A 20,567-nucleotide genomic window follows, 5' to 3' on the forward strand; every position below is an offset into this window, starting at 1 on the left:
TCATTTTATCCTGCGTCAAGGCGTGGGGCCTGAACAGTATCCCTGAGCACATCCCGCAGGGCCTGAGCCGCCACGGATAGTTCCTGGTGGGTAAGAATCCCCACCTGGCAGGATATATCCGGCCGTGTGAGCGGGACACAGTGAGCGCCGAGTTCCTTCATCTGCTGAATGCACATGGAGGGCACGGCACTGACACCCAGACCATCGGCGACCATTCGCCCAACGGTCGCCAGTTGGTGGCTTTCAAATGCCACAGGCAACTGCATGGCACGCCTTTCGAGCGCCTGTTCCAACAGTCGTCTTACCATCGAGGGGCGTTGCAGGGTGATAAAATCCTGACAAATCATATCGTGCCAGGTCAGTTGTTCAAGTCCGGCAAGTGGATTGTCACGCGGCACGACAGCCACAAAGCGGTCATCGAACAAAGGGGTGAAGTGGAGGCTCCCCAGCCCTTCCGGTGCAAAGGCAATGCCCATTTCAACCTGCCTGGAGCGTACCATGTCAATCACTTCCTCGTTGATGACATCATGTACCGTGATGTTGATTCTTGGGTATTGCTGGCGAAACTTGACCATGGCAGCGGGCAAGAGGTTGCTGGCGAATGCTGGCATGGCCGCAACGCCCAGACGACCAAGCTGCAGTGTGAAACGCTGGCGCAGGCGTTCCTCGGTGTTATCCCACTGTGCCAGCAGGTGTTTTGCCAGCGGTACCAGTGATTCGCCTTCGGGCGTCAAGCGCACACTGCGGGTACTACGTATCAATAATTTTCCTCCAAGGGTCTCTTCCAGCCCCTTGATCGCCAGACTCAGCGCTGGCTGTGAAAGGTGCAACCGCTCGCAGGCCTGGGTAAAGCTGAGGGTCTGGGCGACTGCCAGAAAGGCGCGCAGTTGTTTGACCGTCATCGACTGGCTCCGAAAAATGGCGCATTTAACGCACTATTGATTAGCAATATAAATTAATTAATAAATAAAACAAACTTAACAAATATATCAACGGGTATAACACTGGCATTATCCGGTGGCTGGTGCTGCCAATGGTATGAAAGGACACGTGGCCGTTGTAACAAGGCGTGTGAGACCCATTGCATCCATTAATAACAAGTGAGGATTCATCATGGCAGGTTTTGACAAGCGAGTGGCTTCCTATGCGGAAGCAATGCAGGGCATCGAAAGCGGTATGACGTTAATCGCTGGTGGCTTCGGGCTGTGCGGCATACCGGAGAACCTGATTGCCGAGATCAAGCGTCTTGGCGTCAAGGACTTGACCGTTGTTTCCAATAACTGTGGCGTTGACGGTTTCGGCCTTGGCCTGCTGCTGGAAGATCGCCAGATTCGCAAGATTCTGGCGTCCTATGTCGGTGAAAATGCGATGTTTGAGCAGCAGATGCTTAATGATGAAATCGAAGTAGTGTTGACGCCACAGGGTACGCTGGCTGAAAAAATGCGGGCGGGTGGTGCAGGCATTCCCGCTTTCTATACCGCCACGGGTTACGGCACGCCGATTGGTGAAGGCAAGGAAGTTCGCGAGTTCAACGGTCGACCACATATCATGGAAGAGTCCATCGTTGGTGATTTTGCCATCGTCAAGGGCTGGAAGGCCGACTGGTATGGCAATGTGGTTTACCGTCATACGGCACAGAACTTCAACCCCATGGCGGCTACTGCGGGAAAGATTACCGTGGTTGAGGTAGAGGAAATTGTGGCGCCGGGCGCGTTGGACCCAACCCAGATTCACACCCCGGGAATTTATGTGGATCGCCTGATCCAGGGCTCTTTCGAGAAGCGTATCGAAAAACGCACCGTTCGCAGCTAGGCCAGCATGCCCTGTCTGCTTAATTTGCCCAAGAATCGTATTTTAAAATAACAGGATAGATAATCATGGCACTAACACGTGAACAGATGGCAATGCGCGTTGCGCGTGAGCTGGAAGATGGCTTCTACGTTAATCTGGGCATCGGTATCCCGACCCTGGTGGCCAATTATATTCCCGAGGGAATGGACGTCATGCTGCAGTCCGAGAACGGGCTGCTGGGAATGGGGCGTTTTCCAACCGAAGAAGAACTTGACCCCGACATGATCAATGCCGGTAAGCAGACGGTCACGGCCCGTCCGGGCGCTGCCATTTTTTCATCGGCAGAGTCGTTTGCGATGATTCGCGGCGGTCATGTTGATCTGACCGTATTAGGCGCTTTTGAAGTCGATCAGAATGGCAATATCGCTTCCTGGATGGTGCCGGGCAAGCTGATCAAAGGTATGGGCGGTGCCATGGACCTTGTGGCTGGTGCGGAAAACATTATCTGCACCATGACCCACGCGTCCAAGCACGGTGAATCCAAGCTGCTTGAAGCCTGCACCTTGCCGCTGACGGGCGCGGGGTGTATCAATCGCGTGTTGACGGATCTGGCCTATATGGAAATCAGAGACGGCAGCTTCATTCTCAAGGAGCGGGCGCCGGGCGTTAGCGTTGAAGAAATTGTCGAGAAAACCGCGGGCAAGCTGATTGTGCCGGATGATGTGCCTGAAATGACTTTTGTTGAAGGCTGAACAGCCGTGGCAAGCGCCATGCCTGGGGAAGTGCAGCGTCAGCTTTTGGCTGGCACTGCACCGCCAGTGACCGTTAGGTAACCTCACAGCGGGTATGGTGAGGTAACAGCTGGCAGGCGATTGGCTCGTGGTTGTCTTCCACGCGCTTTTGGACCAATGCCAGCCCGCCGAAGGAAACGCGGTGTTCATCTCCTTCTGCAAATACCATTTTCTGGGCATTGGTCGGGTAGAAGCGATGCTCCAGCAACGAAGAGACAGGGAAGATGCCGTTTTGGTCTACGCATGCATGGGCCATTCCGCACTCGTTGAGCTGTTGGTCTATGTCATGAAGCGGCTGGCCAAGTGTATGGCAGTTGAAACCGGCATGATGAAGGCGTGGCCCCATGGTGGCCAGCCAGGCTGCCAGAGGATGCGTTTCCAGCAGTTCCTCATGAAGCGACCATGTAGGCATGGGCCAGGGACGGCCGTGGCAGAACAGCGTGACGCCTTTTGCTGTGTTGTCGTCAGTAACGCCCGGTTGATAGATGAGACGAGTAAGCTCTTCTCTCGGGCCTTTGGGCAGGGTGCCTATCTGTAGCTCTGCGACAATCAGCCAACTGCCATTGTCCTGCGGCGACCAGAGGTGTATCAGCAGGCCCTTGTCAGCCATGGCGTAGCGGGACACCAGCTGATAACCCATCTGGGCCAGAAAAGGGGAGAGTGTTTTGGCACTGAATTCACCGACATTAAGTGTCAGCAGGGCCATATATTCAGCCTGTTCGGCGTTGGGCCAAAGGGTCAGGGCCCCAAGATCAGGGTGGGCATGGATATAATCCAGCCATAATTGTTGTATGAACTCCTTGCGGTGCATGATGAAATCCTCGCCTGCGAGATACGTTAAGAGTAGACATCTATCTACACACGCAGTATAGGCAACGAGGACTGTGAGGCGTTCAACGCAGGTTAACGGCATGACCCGTTAATCCCAGCCGCGCGGTTTGTCAGTGACTCAGCGCGGGGTGTTGGCGCACGTAGTGGTCGAATTCTGTAAAGCCACCAATGTGCTCCTGATCAATAAATACCTGAGGAACAGTATGCACCGGCTTGCCAGCGGTTTTGGCGATATCTTCCTTGGTAATGCCTTCACTGGGCATGTCGATATAGCGCAGGCCATCAATCTTGCCGCTACTTTCCAGTTGTTCGGCCAGGCGCTTGGCCATGACGCAGAAAGGGCATGACAGACGGCCATAGATGACAACAAACATAGGGTGCTATTCCTTTGAATCAATATTTAATACATTAGTTTGACGTAGCCGACGCCGTTTGGCTAATAGCAGGATGCTACATCTGCCATTGAGCCTGATTATGGAGGTTATTTTGCTTTCGTACAGAGAACCTTTTAATGCAGTTACCCACGCTTGAAGAGTATGAGCAGATTGATGCGCTGGCGCGCAGCTATCGAGACAGGTATATACGCCAGCTCAAACGTAAGCCGGTTTTCAACCCTCGTCTGGGTGTCGATGGTTTATGTTTTCAGCGTGATCGCCTTGAAGTGTTCAATGGCACTGTCCTGATAGGCGCCTTGATCACGCCTTGTGCATTATGGCTGGCAGCCATTCCAGGCAGTACCGGCTCGCCTGCCTGGCAGGACAGCGTCTTGGTGTCACTGCCATCCGGGGCCTATCGTTTTCAGTGGCAACCATTGCCGGATGGTCAGGGCTGGTATACGTGCCGGATACTGGATGACCTGAGCGACCTTCAGACCATGCAGGAGGCGGCCCAGCTGGCCCAACGCCTGATGGAACGTATCATGGCGCCTGCCGCATAGTGGTGTTGCCAGGCCATTGTGGTTACCTTGTTGACAGGTTTGGCGGTTTTTTCAGGATTTCATCAATCACAAGCCCGTTTCATCGGTACTTGCAGCAGCAACTTTCAACAGCAACTTTTAACAGGATGTCCTATGACAACACGTGCATCGACAACGAATCATCCCCGTGTGGCGGTCGTCACCGGTACCAGTAGCGGCATTGGCGAAGCGGTCGTCAAGAAGCTTTGTGACCTGGGCCACCAGGTGTTGGCAGTAGACTTCAACCCGGACGGTAAGGCAGTGGCAGACGCTGCAGGCGCGGCCTTCTTCGAGGCGGACCTGACGGATCCGGGTGCCTGTCGTGGGGCGGTTGATGATGCCGTCAAACGTTTTGGCAGCGTCGATATTCTGGTCAACAATGCCGGTATCCAGCACGTATCCCCGATAGAAAGCTTTCCAGAGCAGAAATGGCGGCAGATTATCGATCTGATGCTGACCGCGCCTTTCCTGCTCTCTCAGGCGGCCTGGCCACATATGCGTGAAGGCGGTTGGGGGCGCATCGTCAACATCGCCTCCGTACATGCCCAGGTGGCTTCCCCGGGTAAATCAGCTTACATCAGTGCCAAGCATGGCATGGTTGGTTTGACCAAGACGGCCGCTCTTGAAGGTGGGGAGCAGGGAATTACCGCTAACGCCATTTGTCCGGCCTACGTGAAAACACCCTTGGTGGATAATCAGATTGCTGACCAGGCCAAGATGCATGGTATGGACGAACAGGAAGTGATCGAGAAGATCATGCTCAAGAATGCGGCCGTCAAGCGCCTGATCGAGCCTTCGGAAGTTGCCGACATGGTGGCCTTTCTGTGCGCCGATTCCGCCGGGGCGGTTACCGGTTCAAGCTGGAACATCGATCTTGGCTGGACGGCCCAGTAACGCCTCAAGCCATCGGGCTGGCAGACAGACAACCCGCCACCAGGCGGGTTGTTTTAGCGCTTTACCGGTCGCTTCTGTAACTTGCGCTGCAGGGTGCGCCGATGCATGCCCAAGGCGCGGGCCGTGGCAGAAATGTTGCCATCGTGTTCCTGGAGCACTTTCTGGATGTGTTCCCAGGTAATGCGGTTGACCGAGGGCGGGTTGTCGGCGACTTCTGCATCCGGATTGCCTTCCTGACGGTTGAAAGACGTTAACACATCGTCTGCATCAACCGGTTTGCACAGATAATTGACAGCGCCTAGCTTGATGGCTTCAACGGCAGTCGCAATGCTTGAGTAACCGGTCAGGACCACCACACGACACTCGGGTACCACACCGAGCAGTTCGGGCAGAAGCTTGAGCCCGGAGCTGTTTTCGAGTTTCAGGTCAAGGGTTGCCATGCTGGGCGATTGACTGGCGGCAAGGCTCAGCGCCTGATCTGCATCATGGGCGACGCTGACCTGATAGCCGCGCCGGGTAAGCGCTCGACTGAGTACATGACAGAACATTTCATCGTCATCAATGATCAGCAGACGCTGATCCTGGGGTGATGACTTGTGTTTAGATGACTTGGGAATAGACATGGCTTCCTCTGTTAATCCGCACAGCAATTCAGCAAATGATGATGCCAGGGGCTGATCATGACGGTGGCGGAGAGCTCAATGGCAGGATGACCTCTGTCAGTGTGCCACCTTCCGGGTGATTGTAGAGGCTGACCCCACCGCCAAAGCGATTGATCGTAGCATGCGTCAGAAATAACCCAATACCCATGCCTTTGCTTTTGGTCGACACAAAGGTATCGCCAAGTTGATCAGCAATCGACATGGAAACGCCAGGCCCATGATCACGGATATCAATAATCACGCTGTCGTTATGCCAGTCCAGACGTATTGCAATGTTTTCCGGATTGGCATCGGCCGCATTATTCAAAAGGTTGGTGAGGGCCTGGTCAAGCGTGGTGTCCGCGGCGAGCCAGGGGCGCCCACGACGTTCCGAGACGTGGAACTGATGGCTGACATCCGGGCGCAGTACCAGCCAGCGCTGAACCACGCCCGCCAGCCAAACTTCCCCATCGAATACCTCGGGTTCTGCCATGCGTCGGCGATCGGCATGCTCAACCAGGTGCTGCAGGCGAGACTTGCAGGTATCGACCTGTTGCCTGAGCAGGTAAATATCATCGCTGAGCGTTGAGTCTCTGGGTACTTCCTCGAGCATTTCATTGAGCAGCACCGCCATGGTGGAAAGGGGTGTGCCCAGCTCATGGGCTGTGCCTGCTGCCTGCGTCGCAACGGCCAATACCTGCTCGTTTCTGAGCGCAGCTTCCCGGGTGCTAGAGAGGGCCTTGTCGCGTCGACGCAGCGCATGGGCCATCTTGTAGATAAAAAAGGTAATCAAGCCGGCGGAAAGTCCAAAGTTCAGCCACATGCCAAGTGTGTGCAGGCTTAGGGGGGAGTCACTGTGGATATGGCTCATCTGGGGAACAACGTGATAATTGAACATCAGGAAACTGTAACCCGCCATGGCAAACGCGGCGATGATCCATGTGTGCCGCCAGGGCAGAGTGGCAGCGGCAATAGTGACAGGTACCAGGTAGTAGGTGATAAAGGGATTGGTAGCCCCGCCGGTAAAATAGAACAGCAATGTCAGGCCGGCGATGTCGGCCAGCAAATGCAGTAAATATTCGGTGTGGTTGACGGCACGTGGGCGACCCAGTCGCCACCAGGTAACGATATTGAGCGTTCCCATGGCGATCACGACACCGATGACAGCAGGCACCTTGAGTTCAAAGCCAAGCAGCTCTACACCGAAAATGATGGCAAGAAGGAATCCTGTCCAGGTGATACCACGCACGATGGTCAGACGGACCAGGTTCCGGTTGGGCGTTGAAAGCGGCAGAGGTAATTCTGTAGGCATGGGGCTACTTGCCGGTGGTTATCTGGCGGTGAATCAGCTTGATCACCAGTGTAAAGACAAACGTCAGCCATCCAGCTGATGCAAGAACATTGACGGCCAACATCTTGGGGGGCAGCCAGGCAGGACCCAGAAGGAACTCCAGCAGGATATAGGCGGCCATGCCAAGCAACAGGGGTAACGCCAACAGGTGTATCCACATGTCGGTGCGCCGCTTGCGCACATGATAGCGGCGCAGTAACAAACGTAGTGGACGGTGGAACCAACTGACGAAGATGACGGTAGCAATTAACAGCAGCATGCCAACAGTCGGTTCTGTACTGCCACGATAGGCCGAAAGAGTGACAGACCAGCCAAGTGCCAGCCATAACAAGCCTTCCAGACTGGCGACAATATCCGCATAGCGCCTTACGTTATGCATATAAAAAATGCGTCCTGAAACTGATATAAGAGGGAATGATACGTCAATTCACCTGCTTTGTGGGCATGGATTCAGGTGTGATTATCTGGCGGGCAATTTAAGCAGGTTGAATATCCGGTATAATCATCACTGAAGCTCAATTGCCCACACCATAACGTATCCTGATCCGATACGAACCAATACTTGCTCGACAGGAATTGCCGTGAACACACTTAGCCTAACCCGCCCTGATGACTGGCATCTGCACCTTCGGGACGACGCTGCCATGCAAGCAGTTGTCAATCACAGCGCTGCCCAGATGGGGCGTGCCATCATCATGCCGAACCTAAAACCACCGGTAACGACAACGGCCCAGGCACACGCCTATCGCCAACGCATTTTGCAGGCGCTTCCAGAAGGGGCGCATTTTGACCCTCTGATGACGCTTTATCTGACCGATACGACGCCACCGCAAGAGGTCCAGCGGGCCATTGACAGCGGCATTATTCACGCCATCAAGCTTTATCCTGCCGGTGCAACGACCAACTCAGCATCCGGAGTGACCGATCTGCGTCACTGTGATGAGACGATAGCGGCGATGGCCGATGCGGGGCTGCCGCTCTTGATGCATGGTGAAGTTACTGATGCTGATATCGATATTTTCGATCGCGAAGCTGTTTTTATCGAGCAGGTGCTCAAACCCTTGCTGGCGCGGCATCCTTCGCTCAAGGTGGTATGCGAGCATATCACCACCGAGCAGGCGGCCACCTTTGTGGCCGAAGCACCGAATAACGTCGCGGCGACCATTACCGCTCATCACCTTTTGTTCAATCGTAACCAGATGCTGGCAGGCGGTATCCGCCCGCATTATTACTGCCTGCCGATTCTCAAGCGCGAGCGTCATCGCCAGGCGTTACTCAAGGCAGCAACGTCGGGCAGCCCGAAATTTTTCCTGGGTACTGACAGTGCACCTCACGCTCAGGGGGATAAAGAGTCCAGTTGTGGTTGTGCCGGGGCCTATACGGCGCCAGCAGCGATCGAGCTGTATGCCATGGCGTTTGAACAGATGGAAGCGCTTGATCAGCTGGAAGCTTTTGCAAGCTTCAATGGACCTCGCTTCTATGGTTTGCCGGTCAATCCGGATAAGGTGGTGCTTGAGCGTCACAACTGGACACTGCCGGACAGTTACCCCTATGCGGACGGGCAGCGCATCATCCCCTTGTTGGCGGGCGAAACACTGCCGTGGAAATTGCACAAAGGTAACGCCTAGGCGGGTGTTGCTGCCCCGATCTGCTTAAGCATCTGGTCAACCATACGCGATGAGTGCAGGGCGGCAACCTCCAGAAACTGCTCGAATGACAGGTGGTTGTCCGAGTCCCCGGGAATGTCCGAGAGGGCGCGGATAACCACGAAAGGCACATCAAACAGATGGCAGCTCTGGGCAATCGCTGCCGCTTCCATATCGACGGCCAGCATATCAGGGAACTGACGACGCAACTGCTCTACACGTTGTGGGTCGGCCATGAAGCTATCCCCGGTGGCAATCATGCCCTCTCGCACACTGACTTCATTCAGTGCAGCAATAGCCCCTTTGGCGACGTTTTTTAGTCCTGAATCCGCCTCAAACGCAGCCGGCATACCCGGAACTTGCCCCATTTCATAGCCGAAGGCCGTCACATCAACATCGTGATGACGAACGTCACTGGAAATGACCACATCACCGATGTTCATGTCGGTGGCAAACCCACCCGCAGATCCGGTGTTGATAATGGCCTGAGGCTGAAAACGCTCGAGCAGGACGGCGGTGCCTACTGCAGCATTGACCTTGCCAATGCCTGACTGAAGAACGGTGACGTTCAGGCCATGGCGCTGGCCGCGATAGAAAGTAAAACCTGCATGCTCATGGCGCTGGGCATTGTCGAGTTGTCCGGCAAGAATCCCGACTTCCTGGGCCATGGCACCAATAATCCCGATATGTGTCACACGATATTCCTTGTTGGTAAATAATGTTCAGTTCAACTCAGGTGCCAGCAGGCGCATGCTGTTCGGCTGATTCGAGGGTGTTCTGGAGCAGGCTGGCGACTGTCATGGGGCCCACTCCGCCAGGGACAGGCGTAATATGACTGGCCCTCTGTTGCGCCTGGTCAAAATCGATGTCGCCTATCAGGCGTCCATCGTCACCTCGGTTGATACCGACATCAATCACGATGGCGCCAGGCTTGATCCATTCGCCTTTTACGATGCCGGGCTTGCCAACCGCGACGACAAGAAGATCGGCGCGTCTGACATGTTCATCAAGATGCTGGGTAAAACGATGGCACACCGTCGTGGTGCAACCGGCGAGCATCAGTTCAAGTGCCATGGGTCTGCCGACAATATTGGAGGCACCGACCACGGTGGCATCCAGGCCGCGAACTGCCAGGCCGCTTTTTTCAAGCAGGGTCATTACCCCTTTGGGGGTGCAAGGACGCAGAGCAGGCAGGCGTTGCGCAAGCCGACCCAGGTTATAGGGGTGAAAACCATCGACATCCTTATCGGGAAGAATGCGTTCCAAAAGGGGTTCCGGATCCAGATGGTCGGGTAAAGGCAGTTGCACCAGGATACCGTCAATGGATTCGTCGGCATTCAGCTGGTCAATCAATGCTTCAAGCGCTTCTTGGGTTGTCTCGGTAGGCAATTCATGCTGAATCGAGTGAATGCCGGCTTTCTCACAGGCGCGATGCTTGTTACTGACATAAACATGCGAGGCAGAATCATTGCCCACTAACACAACCGCAAGGCCAGGAGCTCGAGCGCCGGCCCTGCGGCGGGCGGCAACGCTATTGGCAACATTCTGGCGAACATCAGCGGCGATGGCCTTGCCATCGATCAATTGGGCCGTCATTAAGGTAATCCCCGTCTAGAAATGCCTGAAGAAAAAAAAGGCTTTTAAGAATGCCTCTTATTTTCGCATGCCCGCACGTTCAGGCAAAGCAATTGAAGGATTTATATGCATTAGTGGTTGACTTTAAATTCAAAAGTTGTACTATGTGCCTCGCTTGAGACGAGACACACGGTAGCGTCTAGGTTGTTTTTTCGGGGTGTAGCGCAGTCTGGTAGCGCGCCTGCTTTGGGAGCAGGATGTCGGGGGTTCGAATCCCTCCACCCCGACCACTTCCTAACGTGGATGTTGGTACTTGCATATCCAAGCGTTGGTTGTGGTTCAGCACTTTATTCGATTGGGCACTATCAACAATTGAATGGCTTACTCAAAAGTGCGCCCATAGCTCAACCGGATAGAGCAACGGCCTTCTAAGCCGTAGGTTGCGGGTTCAAGTCCTGCTGGGCGTGCCAATCTTGAGCGTCGCAAGTCAAATGTGCCAAGTATCCCGAATGGGCGCTTGTGCATCATACAAGCTGTATATGGTGGGTGTAGCTCAGTGGTAGAGCCCCGGATTGTGGCTCCGGTGGTCGTGGGTTCGATCCCCATCATCCACCCCATTCCACGCTTGTATTGTATAGCAGCTGAAGCAACAGGCTGTTTACCAGAATTTCCAAGGTTATGGTGGGTGTAGCTCAGTGGTAGAGCCCCGGATTGTGGCTCCGGTGGTCGTGGGTTCGATCCCCATCATCCACCCCATTAACCTTTCAGCATTCCTCCCTCGCGTGTTCTGTTATTTTTTTTATCCGTCTGTTTTCATCATCTTTGCCTGCCGGGCTGTCTTGAACGACCTTGGCCATCAAAACCCTTCTCCTGAATAATGCCTGTTCAATCTGCAGATACCTGACGGCGTTCATGCCTGTGTGTCTATGAATTGTGAAGGGCTGCACCCGTTTTTGGTGTGTTTGCCGCCATGATGATAAATGTAGGGCCTGTTGACGTAGCCTCGCAGCGATAAAGCGTCAGCAGGCCCTGGTCTTTTATTCTTTTTAAGTAAATTTTTTGATAATTACAGCTACTTTTTTATGAAAATACAGGCCTAAAATCTATTCAAAAGCCGTAGTTTTGGTGTTAATTTCTTGATACTGATTGGATTATGGGAAGCCCTGTGTTGCTGGCAGTCAGTGGATCAGCAATTTTTACGGGTACATTTCTTATACTTCACAGACATCAGGTTGGCGGGTGGCTGGGTTGAAGCTGAAGGGCATGAAAAAACGAGGAGCATAGAATGGCACATAGTATTGTTCTGGGTGCTGGAATGATTGGTGTCAGCGTTGCATGGCACCTTGTTCAGCGCGGGCATGATGTCACCCTGATCGACCGTCGTGAGCCGGGCCAGGAAACATCCTTTGGTAACGCGGGCATCATTCAGCGCGAGGCCGTTCGCCCATATGCCTTTCCACGTGATATGCAGACACTGCTGAGTGTCCTGCCGAATCGTCGTGTGGATATTCGCTACCGGCCAGGCGGTATGCTCAATGCCGCCTCGCCACTACTGCGTTACTGGCACAATTCCGGGCCAAAGGCTTATTCACGCATCGTACCGGAATATGCTTCTCTTATTCAGCTATGCCTTGATACCCATGCGCCAATGATTAAAGCCGCTGGCGCTGAGCAGTTAGTTGCTCAGGACGGCTTTCTTGAGCTGTTCCGATCTGAAAACAGGCAGACGAAACGTTTGAAAGAAGCGCAGGAAAATCATGAACGCTTTGGTGTTCAGTTCCAGCATCTTGACCGTCAGCAGCTGTCTGGGATGGAGCCGTACCTCTCGGCGGATATTATTGGCGCCATCCACTGGCTCGACTCCTGGGTGGTAAAGGATCCTGGCAGTCTGGTAGCCGCCTATGCCGAATCCTGCCAGCAGCAGGGCGGTCGTCTGATGCAGAGTGACGTCACTGATATCCGACAAAGGTCCGATGGTTGGGAAGTCACCACGCCGGACGGGGCCCTGCAGGCAGATAACCTGGTCATGGCACTGGGGCCATGGGCAGGCAAATGGCTAAAGCCTTTGGGTTACCATTTTCCGACTTTCGTCAAGCGTGGCTATCATATGCACTACGCGTCCGATGAAGGTGTCGAGCTTAATCACTGGGTGATGGACGCCGAGGTAGGATATCTGTTGGCACCGATGCGTGCCGGTATTCGTCTGACCACGGGTGCCGAGTTGGATAATCTGGAATCTCCCGCCCACGATGATCAACTGGCGAGTGCAGAAAAAGCTGCCCGCAAGCTGTTTCCACTGGGTGAGCGTAAAGATGCGGTTGCCTGGAAGGGGGCTCGTCCCTGCCTGCCGGATATGAAACCCGTGATCGGACCGGCACATCGCCATAAAGGCCTGTGGCTGGCGTTTGGTCATGGCCATCAGGGCTTCACGCTAGGACCCGCGACGGGCATGCTACTGGCAGACATGATGGAAGGAAAGCCGACGGCTATTGATATGGCGCCGTTCCGTGCTGACCGGTTTTAGAGGCTTTTCGCGATGCAGCGTGAACAGGCCCTTATCCTGATCCGACGTCAATCATTACCTGTATTGCTATCGTATGCCCTCGCGCAGGGACCCTGTCAGCGCCGACCTAGGGTCTTGCCGTGTGCCGCACTCTGAGGGTTTGATAGCCTCTCTGTGCTGATAGTGGTCATTTGCGTTACCATAGTGCTATCAGTAACTTAATTTATGCAGTCCTGCCAGAGAAACCAATGTCTGACGCTCAACTCTCCCGCGAAGCGGACCTTCGCCGCACCTTCGCCATTATTTCACACCCTGATGCGGGTAAAACCACCATTACCGAAAAGATGCTGTTGTTCGGCAACGCCATCCAGATGGCAGGGTCGGTGAAAAGCAAGCGGAATGACCGTCATGCGACCTCTGACTGGATGAAGATGGAGCAGGAACGGGGCATCTCGGTGACTACCTCTGTCATGCAGTTCCCCTATGGCGGCCGGATTGTCAACTTGTTGGATACCCCGGGCCACGAAGATTTCTCCGAAGACACTTATCGCACCCTGACAGCGGTGGATTCGGCGCTCATGGTGATTGATGGGGCAAAAGGCGTAGAGGATCGGACCATCAAGTTGATGGAGGTCTGCCGTCTGCGGACTACGCCGATCCTTACCTTTGTCAACAAGATGGACCGTGATATTCGTGATCCCATTGAAGTAATGGATGAAGTCGAAACTGTGCTTAATATCCAGTGTGCACCGATGACCTGGCCGATTGGCATGGGGCGGCATTTCAAGGGGGTCTATCATCTGTATAACGATGTGTTACATCTTTATACTCAGGGCCAGGGTAGCCGAATTCCGGATGACATACGCATTGAAGGGCTCGATAACCCCGAGGTGGAGGCGATGCTGGGCGACGACCAGGCAGAAGAATTGCGCATGGAGGTCGAGCTGGTCCGCGGTGCCTCACATACGTTTGACCTTGACGCCTATCGCAAGGGTGAGTTGACGCCTGTCTATTTCGGCACCGCCATGGGCAATTTTGGTGTGCGGGAAATGCTTGATGGCTTTGTTGAGTATGCACCGCCGCCCCAGCCTCGTGAAACGAATACGCGCACCGTGACGGCTGATGACAAACGCTTCAGTGGCTTTGTGTTCAAGATTCAGGCGAACATGGACCCTAATCACCGTGACCGTATTGCTTTTTTACGGGTGTGTTCGGGGAAATACGAAAAGAACATGAAAATGCGTCACGTCAGAATCAATAAGGATGTAAAGATTGCTGACGCCCTGACCTTCATGGCCTCTGACCGCTCTCAGGTAGAGGAAGCCTGGCCGGGTGATATTATTGGTCTGCACAATCATGGCACCATTCAGATTGGTGACACCTTTACCCTGAACGAAGACATGCGCTTTACCGGGATTCCTCACTTTGCGCCGGAGCTTTTCAAGCGCGTGCGTCTTAAAGATCCTCTGAAAATGAAAGCGTTGCAGAAAGGGCTTCAACAGCTTTCCGAGGAAGGCGCTACCCAGGTTTTCATGCCACTGGATAACAACGACCTGATTCTGGGCGCGGTAGGTACTCTGCAGTTCGACGTGGTGGCACATCGTCTCAAGGAAGAATACAAGGTCGACTGCCTGTATGAGGGTGTCAACGTCAACACCGCCCGCTGGGTCTACAGCGAGGATGCCAAGAAGCTTGAGGAATTCAAGCGCAAGGCAAGCGCCAATCTGGCGATTGATGGCGGTGGTTACCTCACTTACATTGCACCGACACGGGTCAACCTGCAGATGACCCAGGAGCGCTGGCCGGATATTCGCTTCCAACCAACCCGGGAGCACTGATCAGCGCAACTGCCGGGCTGATTCAGGAGGCCTGAGAGGGGAAATATGCTGATTGACGCGCATTGTCATCTTGATCTGGAAGATTTTGATAATGACCGTGAGAGCACCATGCTGCGTGCCCAAGTCGCCGGCGTCAGGCATTTTATTGTGCCAGGGACTACCCGGGCACGCTGGAATCACGTGCTGGCGCTTGGCCAGCGCGAGGATGTCAGTGTTGCTTTGGGTTTGCACCCCTACTTTATTGATGAGCATAGCGACGAGGATATGCAGGCTCTGGAAGACGCCTTGAACAACCATCCACAGCTCGTTGCGGTGGGGGAGTGTGGTATTGATGCTCGCCTCAGCGATACGCTTGAACAGCAATGGATACTGTTTGATGCCCAGCTGCGGCTGGCCAAACGCAACGACCTGCCGGTCATTATCCACTGCGTGCAGGCCAATGATAAGGTTGCCAAGCGCTTGCGTCAGTTACAGTTGCCCAGGGGCGGCATGGTGCACGGTTTTGCCGGATCGCCCGAGCAGGCACATGCCTTCAATAAGCTGGGGTTTGCTGTCGGGCTGGGAGGGATATTGACCTACCCTCGCGCACGCCGGGTACAACGGGCAGTTCAGGCATTGCCAGACGATGGATTTGTGCTGGAGACTGATAGCCCCGATATGCCGCTTCACGGCCAACAAGGCCAACGCAACGAGCCGGCCAACGTGGCTGAAGTCTGCCGCCAGCTGGCCCGTCTGCGCCATCAGCCAGAAGCCGAAGTGGCCAGGCTAAGCTGCCGGACCACTGCTCAACTGTTTCGCCTGCCTGCCAGTGTCACTGATGGCTGAATGTCTATTGATCGTTGACCTCAAGGGCGAGCTGTTCCGGGTCGAGCCTTTCAATCTCGTAGGGCAGACCCGTAAGCTCAACCGCCTGGTCATTGATACGCAGTGACAGCTGGTTATCGACGGCCTTCGTCGTGATCACGGCCAGAAACTCGTTTGCACCGGCTTCATTGACACAACTGGTGACGACCTCGCCGATGTTGCGATCGTTGTCATCCTGAATCGCTGTACCACTCGACAATGTTTCAGCGGTATTGACACTACCAGGCCAGAGACGCTTTTTGACCTGACCGCGGAAGTGAGCGCGTGCCACCACTTCCTGGCCGGTATAGCAGCCTTTCTTGAAACTGATGCCACCCAGAGCTTCCCAGTTGATCATCTGAGGCAGATATTTATCCTGGTGTTCGGCGCCAAGCCAGACAAGGCCTCTGCGAATGTCGGCCAATTGCCATTCGTCTGTATCAGCACGGGGTGAAAATTGCTCGGCATCCGCGTCAGGGAGGGCAAACAGCCACCGATAGCCAGCGCTGTCGGGGCCGGGAGGGTAAGCCACTATACTGCGTTGATGATCGTCACTGACCTGCTGCCAGGGGGTGGTTGGCAATGGCATCCTCAGGGTTTCTGCCATATGTTCAGCCACTGGCTGGTTGGCCCCCAGCACGGTGATAGTGTCACCGGCTGATAAGGTTACCTTATAGAAAGGAGCAAACTTTTGCAGATGCGTCATCAATGGCGCCACCAGGCTGGCGGAAAGCAGTATACGTATATGGTCACTTGCCAGGCGGATCAGCTGACCGTTGGCCATCATGCGGCCTTTGGAGGTACAGAAACAGGTGAGGGGAGCAAAGTGGCTATCTGCCAGGTTGACCTGAGCACTGGTCTGACCTTGCAGGAACTGCTCGCCACCGTCACCGTGAATATCCAGAACGCCCAGATAGGCTAACCTGACAGGGGCGTTGATAACGTCTGTCCGGGTCTGCGTATCGGCGTTGGTGCTTGAATCTGCGGATACGGGCATAGGGTGCGCATCTCCTTTCTGTGATGAAATAGCAGGTACTGTTACTGATTGCGTATGCAGTCAGACTACCACATATGAGTTCTTGGACCCGATTGCACGCCATTATCAGCATGCTAGACTCTTGTGCTGTATCAAGCTTGCATAACCTTGATGGAATACGTGTATGCAGAGGGGATAGACAGATGGCTCAGCAGGTGTCTCTAGGGTTTAACGGTGTGACATCCGTGGATCAGGTGAACCAGATTACAACGGCCTTGATGATGGTGGATGGCGTCGAGAGTGCCGAGGTCGGCCAGCACGGCGCCGAGGTTGAAGGGCGAGTCAAGCGCGAAAAACTTATTGCTGCCATCAATGCCCTGAAACTGGGTGTCAAGGTATCGTGAAAAGGAAACTATCATGGAAAAGACCATAACGGTTATCACTGAGCGTGATCATCTCCTGCGTCACCGGGTGGTGTTGAATGGTTTCGAGGATCTCTATGTCGATATCCCCAAAGCCTACGGTGGTGAAGAAAGCGCGCCGGACCCGCATGACTATTTTGATCTGTCACTGGGCGCCTGCAAGGCAATTACCGCCAAGATGTATGCCGACCGCAAGGGCTGGCCGCTGGAAGGCATCACTACAAGGGTCAAGCGCGATGATTCTCAGGAACGTAAAGGCGTGTACAGACTGGAAGTCACGCTGGTGTTTCATGGCATCATTGACCCTGAGCAACAGGCGCGTCTTGAAGAAATCAGCGAGCGTTGTCCGATTCATCGCCTGATTACGCAGGCCAGCGTTGAAGTAACCACACGCTCAGATACTGCCTGACCGCCAGAATATCGCATAAATCCGCTTTAGGAGCCTTGATGAGCAAAGCCTTCAGACTGCAGTCCAAATTTTCCCCTGCCGGTGACCAACCTACGGCTATCAGGTCGCTGGTGGGCGGGCTGGAAGCCGGTCTTGCTCATCAGACCCTCCTGGGAGTAACCGGTTCAGGCAAGACCTTCACCATGGCCAATGTCGTTGAAACCCTACAGCGGCCGACGATTGTCATGGCGCCCAACAAGACGCTGGCGGCCCAGCTATACGGTGAATTCAAGGCGTTTTTTCCGGACAACGCTGTCGAATACTTTGTTTCCTACTACGATTATTATCAGCCAGAGGCCTACGTACCTTCGTCAGATACCTTTATCGAAAAAGACGCCTCTATCAATGATCACATTGAGCAGATGCGCCTGTCTGCGACCAAGGCATTGCTGGAGCGCCGTGATGCCCTGATAGTCGTGTCTGTTTCGGCTATCTACGGTTTGGGCGACCCGGACCAGTACCTCAAGATGCGCCTGCACTTCACACGCGGTGAACTGATTGACCAGCGCGCTTTCCTGCGTCGCCTGGCAGAGCTGCAATATACCCGCAATGATATGGATTTCCGCCGTGGTACCTACCGGGTTCGCGGCGACGTCATCGACATCTTCCCGGCGGATGCTGAAGAAGAGGCGGTCAGGGTTGAACTGTTTGATGATGAGATTGATTCCATTCGCCTGTTTGATCCCTTGACTGGCGATGTGCGTGGCCAGGTGCCGCGTATGACGATCTATCCCAAATCCCACTATGTCACTCCCAGGGAAACCATTCTGGGGGCAATCGACGCCATTAAGGCTGAATTGAAAGAGCGTCTGGAGTGGCTTCGCAAGCATGATCGCCTGGTGGAGGCTCAGCGCCTGGAGCAGCGGACCCTTTATGACATCGAAATGATGCTGGAGCTGGGTTACTGCAACGGTATCGAAAACTATTCGCGCTATCTGTCGGGGCGGGATCCCGGCCAGGCGCCGCCGACCTTCTTTGATTACCTGCCCGACGATGCTTTATTGTTTATCGACGAATCCCACGTCAGCGTTCCCCAGGTGGGCGGCATGTTCAAGGGTGACCGCTCACGCAAGGAAACCCTGGTGGAATACGGTTTCCGTCTGCCCTCGGCGCTGGATAACCGACCCATGAAGTTTGAGGAATGGGAATCCATCAGTCCGCAGACGATATTTGTGTCTGCTACACCCGGGCCTTATGAAGCCGAGCATGCAGGTCAGGTGGTCGAACAGGTGGTGCGTCCGACAGGCCTGCTGGATCCAGAAATCGAGGTTCGCCCTGCGTCAACACAGGTAGATGATCTGCTATCGGAAATCCGCTTGCGCACGGCTGTGGGTGAGCGGGTTCTGGTTACCGTGCTGACCAAGCGGATGGCTGAGGACCTTACCGAATACTTTGATGAACATGGTATTCGCGTGCGTTATCTGCACTCGGATATTGACACCGTTGAGCGGGTCGAGATTATCCGCGACCTGCGCCTGGGAAAATTTGATGTCCTGGTAGGGATAAACTTGCTGCGTGAGGGACTGGATATCCCCGAAGTTTCTCTGGTGGCGATTCTTGACGCCGATAAGGAAGGCTTTCTGCGGGCTGAGCGTTCATTGATTCAGACGATCGGCCGTGCCGCACGTAACGCCCATGGCAAGGCGATTCTCTATGGAGACCGGATCACCGACTCGATGCGTAAGGCCATGGATGAAACGGCACGCCGACGGGAAAAACAGCAGGCGCATAATGAAAAGCATGGCATCACGCCGACCACAGTGACCCGTTCAGTGGCGGATATCATGGAAGCTGCGCAGGCACCGGGCAAGAAATCCAGCCGTCGGCGGGGTAATGAACGCAAGGTGGCCGAGCCGGATGCTGTCTATGAACCCAGGAGCATGCACCCGGATGATGTGGCCTCAGCCATCAGCAAGCTGGAGGACGGCATGTTTGAAGCCGCCCAGAATCTGGATTTCGAAGAAGCGGCCCGCTTGCGTGATCGCCTTCATGAACTCAAAGAAAAACAGCTGGCGCTGGGGTAAGCATGCCGGAAGGTCCTGAAATTCGTCGGGCGGCTGACCGTATTGAAAAGCAGCTCACCAAGGGCATCATTGAGGATGCCTGGTTTGCTTTTGATGAGCTTAAAGATTACCCACCCAGACTGATTGGCCAACAGGTGGATAAGGTTGAAACCCGAGGCAAGGCCATGTTGGTGCGTTTTTCAGATCAGCACGTCCTTTATTCACACAATCAGCTTTACGGGGTATGGAAGTGTCACGCAGCTGATAAAGTGCCGGTGACGCGTCGTTCTTTGCGAGCTCGCCTTGTGGTCAATGGTCGGGCAGCCAGTCTTTATAGCGCCTCGGACATCAGCATGTGGCCGGCAGATCGCCTTGATGAACACCCTTTTCTGGCCAGGCTTGGTCCTGATTTGCTGTCACAAGCAGTGGGGGAGGAGCACATAGTTCAGCGCCTGATGGAGGCGTCATTTCATCGACGCGGGCTGGGTGGTTTACTGCTGGATCAAGGATTTGTGGCGGGTCTGGGCAACTATTTACGCAGCGAGGTATTGTTCTTTGCCGGCTTGTCGCCCCGTCTACGTCCTTGTGACCTGAGTGAAGCTGGACGACGTCGCCTCGCGCACTTCATTCTTTCGCTTACCTGGCAGGCTTACCGCACGGCCGGTGTAACCAACTGCCCTGAGTGGATAGAAAAGGCAAAAAGCATGGGAGAATCTCGTCGTCAGTGGCGTTTCAGTGTATTCGAGCGTCAGGGTCTACCGTGCCATCGTTGTGCTGCATCGCTGGAAAAAATCAACGTCGCTTCTCGCAGGTTATATTTCTGTCCGCAATGCCAATCCATGTAGGCATTAATATTTATACCGTTATCTTGCTGTTTCTTGTTAGTCATCAAACTAAAGCACCAGCAACAGCCCCGTTTCGCAAACTGCCTGCCGCCGACAGATGGGGTATACTTGCCTCCACAAAATGACCGTGTGGCTTATTAAACGATTATCAGACGCGCGATGTGAATGTCTTTACAGCGACGCATGACTGCTTGCATATGATAATCAGATACCG

General features: G+C 54.4%; 21 protein-coding genes and 4 tRNA genes. 16 read left to right on the plus strand and 9 right to left on the minus strand.

Annotated features, from left to right (window positions below):
• Window positions 1–5: 5 nt before the first annotated feature.
• Window positions 6–902, minus strand: coding sequence for a LysR family transcriptional regulator (locus LL947_RS06740; RefSeq protein ID WP_499834318.1), 897 nt, complete (start codon window positions 900–902; stop codon window positions 6–8).
• A 211-nt stretch (window positions 903–1,113) separates the two neighbouring features.
• Between LL947_RS06740 and LL947_RS06745 the strand changes: the two genes are divergently transcribed.
• Window positions 1,114–1,812, plus strand: coding sequence for a CoA transferase subunit A (locus LL947_RS06745; protein WP_404417708.1), 699 nt, complete (start codon window positions 1,114–1,116; stop codon window positions 1,810–1,812).
• Window positions 1,813–1,877: 65 nt separating this feature from the next.
• Window positions 1,878–2,543 (plus strand): CoA transferase subunit B, encoded by a 666-nt coding sequence (locus tag LL947_RS06750; RefSeq protein ID WP_404417711.1) that lies wholly within the window; start codon window positions 1,878–1,880, stop codon window positions 2,541–2,543.
• Between the two features lie 73 nt (window positions 2,544–2,616).
• Here LL947_RS06750 and LL947_RS06755 read toward each other — a convergent pair whose 3' ends face one another.
• Both LL947_RS06755 and LL947_RS06760 read right to left on the minus strand, forming a co-directional pair.
• Window positions 2,617–3,393, minus strand: a complete 777-nt coding sequence (locus LL947_RS06755; protein WP_499834319.1) for a VOC family protein — start codon at window positions 3,391–3,393, stop codon at window positions 2,617–2,619.
• A gap of 130 nt (window positions 3,394–3,523) precedes the next feature.
• Window positions 3,524–3,787: a GrxA family glutaredoxin gene (locus tag LL947_RS06760; protein ID WP_404417717.1), complete on the minus strand. Its 264-nt coding sequence runs from the start codon at window positions 3,785–3,787 to the stop codon at window positions 3,524–3,526.
• Between the two features lie 137 nt (window positions 3,788–3,924).
• Between LL947_RS06760 and hybE the strand changes: the two genes are divergently transcribed.
• Window positions 3,925–4,350 (plus strand): [NiFe]-hydrogenase assembly chaperone HybE, encoded by a 426-nt coding sequence (gene hybE, locus LL947_RS06765; RefSeq protein ID WP_499834320.1) that lies wholly within the window; start codon window positions 3,925–3,927, stop codon window positions 4,348–4,350.
• Between the two features lie 132 nt (window positions 4,351–4,482).
• Window positions 4,483–5,262: a 3-hydroxybutyrate dehydrogenase gene (locus LL947_RS06770; protein WP_499834321.1), complete on the plus strand. Its 780-nt coding sequence runs from the start codon at window positions 4,483–4,485 to the stop codon at window positions 5,260–5,262.
• A 53-nt stretch (window positions 5,263–5,315) separates the two neighbouring features.
• Here the strand turns inward: LL947_RS06770 and LL947_RS06775 are convergent, their stop codons facing one another.
• The 3 genes from LL947_RS06775 to LL947_RS06785 are packed head-to-tail and all read right to left on the minus strand — an operon-like array spanning window position 5,316 to window position 7,633.
• Window positions 5,316–5,885, minus strand: coding sequence for a response regulator transcription factor (locus tag LL947_RS06775; protein WP_499834322.1), 570 nt, complete (start codon window positions 5,883–5,885; stop codon window positions 5,316–5,318).
• A gap of 55 nt (window positions 5,886–5,940) precedes the next feature.
• The gene (locus tag LL947_RS06780) at window positions 5,941–7,215 is read right to left on the minus strand and encodes an ATP-binding protein (RefSeq protein ID WP_499834323.1); all 1,275 of its coding nucleotides are present in this window, start codon (window positions 7,213–7,215) and stop codon (window positions 5,941–5,943) included.
• Between the two features lie 4 nt (window positions 7,216–7,219).
• Window positions 7,220–7,633: a hypothetical protein gene (locus LL947_RS06785; RefSeq protein WP_404417732.1), complete on the minus strand. Its 414-nt coding sequence runs from the start codon at window positions 7,631–7,633 to the stop codon at window positions 7,220–7,222.
• Window positions 7,634–7,835: 202 nt separating this feature from the next.
• On the opposite strand from LL947_RS06785, the gene pyrC reads away from it, so the two are divergent.
• Window positions 7,836–8,882 (plus strand): dihydroorotase, encoded by a 1,047-nt coding sequence (pyrC, locus tag LL947_RS06790; RefSeq protein WP_499834324.1) that lies wholly within the window; start codon window positions 7,836–7,838, stop codon window positions 8,880–8,882.
• Here the strand turns inward: pyrC and mtnN are convergent.
• Entirely contained in the window at window positions 8,879–9,595 is a 717-nt protein-coding gene (gene mtnN, locus LL947_RS06795) for a 5'-methylthioadenosine/S-adenosylhomocysteine nucleosidase (protein ID WP_499834325.1), read from the minus strand. The two genes, pyrC and mtnN, sit on opposite strands and share 4 nt — an antisense overlap.
• 37 nt (window positions 9,596–9,632) lie before the next feature.
• Window positions 9,633–10,496 carry a bifunctional methylenetetrahydrofolate dehydrogenase/methenyltetrahydrofolate cyclohydrolase FolD gene (gene folD / locus LL947_RS06800; RefSeq protein WP_499834326.1) on the minus strand — a complete coding sequence of 288 codons (864 nt, stop codon included), beginning with the start codon at window positions 10,494–10,496 and terminating at the stop codon, window positions 9,633–9,635.
• Window positions 10,497–10,688: 192 nt separating this feature from the next.
• On the opposite strand from folD, the gene LL947_RS06805 reads away from it, so the two are divergent.
• From LL947_RS06805 to LL947_RS06835, 7 genes are all read left to right on the plus strand, one after another.
• Window positions 10,689–10,765 (plus strand) — tRNA-Pro (locus LL947_RS06805).
• 103 nt (window positions 10,766–10,868) lie between these two features.
• Window positions 10,869–10,945: transfer RNA gene (locus LL947_RS06810), tRNA-Arg, on the plus strand.
• 72 nt (window positions 10,946–11,017) lie between these two features.
• Window positions 11,018–11,092 (plus strand) — tRNA-His (locus tag LL947_RS06815).
• Window positions 11,093–11,156: 64 nt separating this feature from the next.
• A tRNA-His gene (locus tag LL947_RS06820) sits at window positions 11,157–11,231 on the plus strand.
• A 529-nt stretch (window positions 11,232–11,760) separates the two neighbouring features.
• Window positions 11,761–12,999, plus strand: a complete 1,239-nt coding sequence (locus tag LL947_RS06825) for an NAD(P)/FAD-dependent oxidoreductase (RefSeq protein ID WP_499834327.1) — start codon at window positions 11,761–11,763, stop codon at window positions 12,997–12,999.
• Window positions 13,000–13,226: 227 nt separating this feature from the next.
• The gene (locus LL947_RS06830) at window positions 13,227–14,816 is read left to right on the plus strand and encodes a peptide chain release factor 3 (RefSeq protein ID WP_499834328.1); all 1,590 of its coding nucleotides are present in this window, start codon (window positions 13,227–13,229) and stop codon (window positions 14,814–14,816) included.
• Window positions 14,817–14,861: 45 nt separating this feature from the next.
• Window positions 14,862–15,641, plus strand: a complete 780-nt coding sequence (locus LL947_RS06835) for a TatD family hydrolase (protein WP_499834329.1) — start codon at window positions 14,862–14,864, stop codon at window positions 15,639–15,641.
• 4 nt (window positions 15,642–15,645) lie between these two features.
• Here the strand turns inward: LL947_RS06835 and ygfZ are convergent, their stop codons facing one another.
• Window positions 15,646–16,656: a CAF17-like 4Fe-4S cluster assembly/insertion protein YgfZ gene (gene ygfZ / locus LL947_RS06840; protein ID WP_499834330.1), complete on the minus strand. Its 1,011-nt coding sequence runs from the start codon at window positions 16,654–16,656 to the stop codon at window positions 15,646–15,648.
• A 182-nt stretch (window positions 16,657–16,838) separates the two neighbouring features.
• On the opposite strand from ygfZ, the gene LL947_RS06845 reads away from it, so the two are divergent.
• Genes LL947_RS06845 through nei form a run of 4 tightly spaced genes read left to right on the plus strand, consistent with a single transcriptional unit; the run spans window position 16,839 to window position 20,353 of the window.
• On the plus strand, window positions 16,839–17,039 hold the full coding sequence (locus LL947_RS06845) for a hypothetical protein (RefSeq protein ID WP_404417752.1): 201 nt from the start codon (window positions 16,839–16,841) through the stop codon (window positions 17,037–17,039).
• Window positions 17,040–17,052: 13 nt separating this feature from the next.
• Window positions 17,053–17,466, plus strand: a complete 414-nt coding sequence (locus tag LL947_RS06850) for an OsmC family protein (protein ID WP_499834331.1) — start codon at window positions 17,053–17,055, stop codon at window positions 17,464–17,466.
• A 38-nt stretch (window positions 17,467–17,504) separates the two neighbouring features.
• Window positions 17,505–19,529, plus strand: a complete 2,025-nt coding sequence (uvrB, locus tag LL947_RS06855) for an excinuclease ABC subunit UvrB (protein ID WP_404417755.1) — start codon at window positions 17,505–17,507, stop codon at window positions 19,527–19,529.
• 2 nt (window positions 19,530–19,531) lie between these two features.
• On the plus strand, window positions 19,532–20,353 hold the full coding sequence (nei, locus tag LL947_RS06860; RefSeq protein ID WP_404417757.1) for an endonuclease VIII: 822 nt from the start codon (window positions 19,532–19,534) through the stop codon (window positions 20,351–20,353).
• The last annotated feature ends 214 nt before the right edge of the window (window positions 20,354–20,567 follow it).

The organism is Halomonas sp. BLK-85 (assembly GCF_044792155.1).
Classification (GTDB): Bacteria; Pseudomonadota; Gammaproteobacteria; order Pseudomonadales; family Halomonadaceae; genus Vreelandella.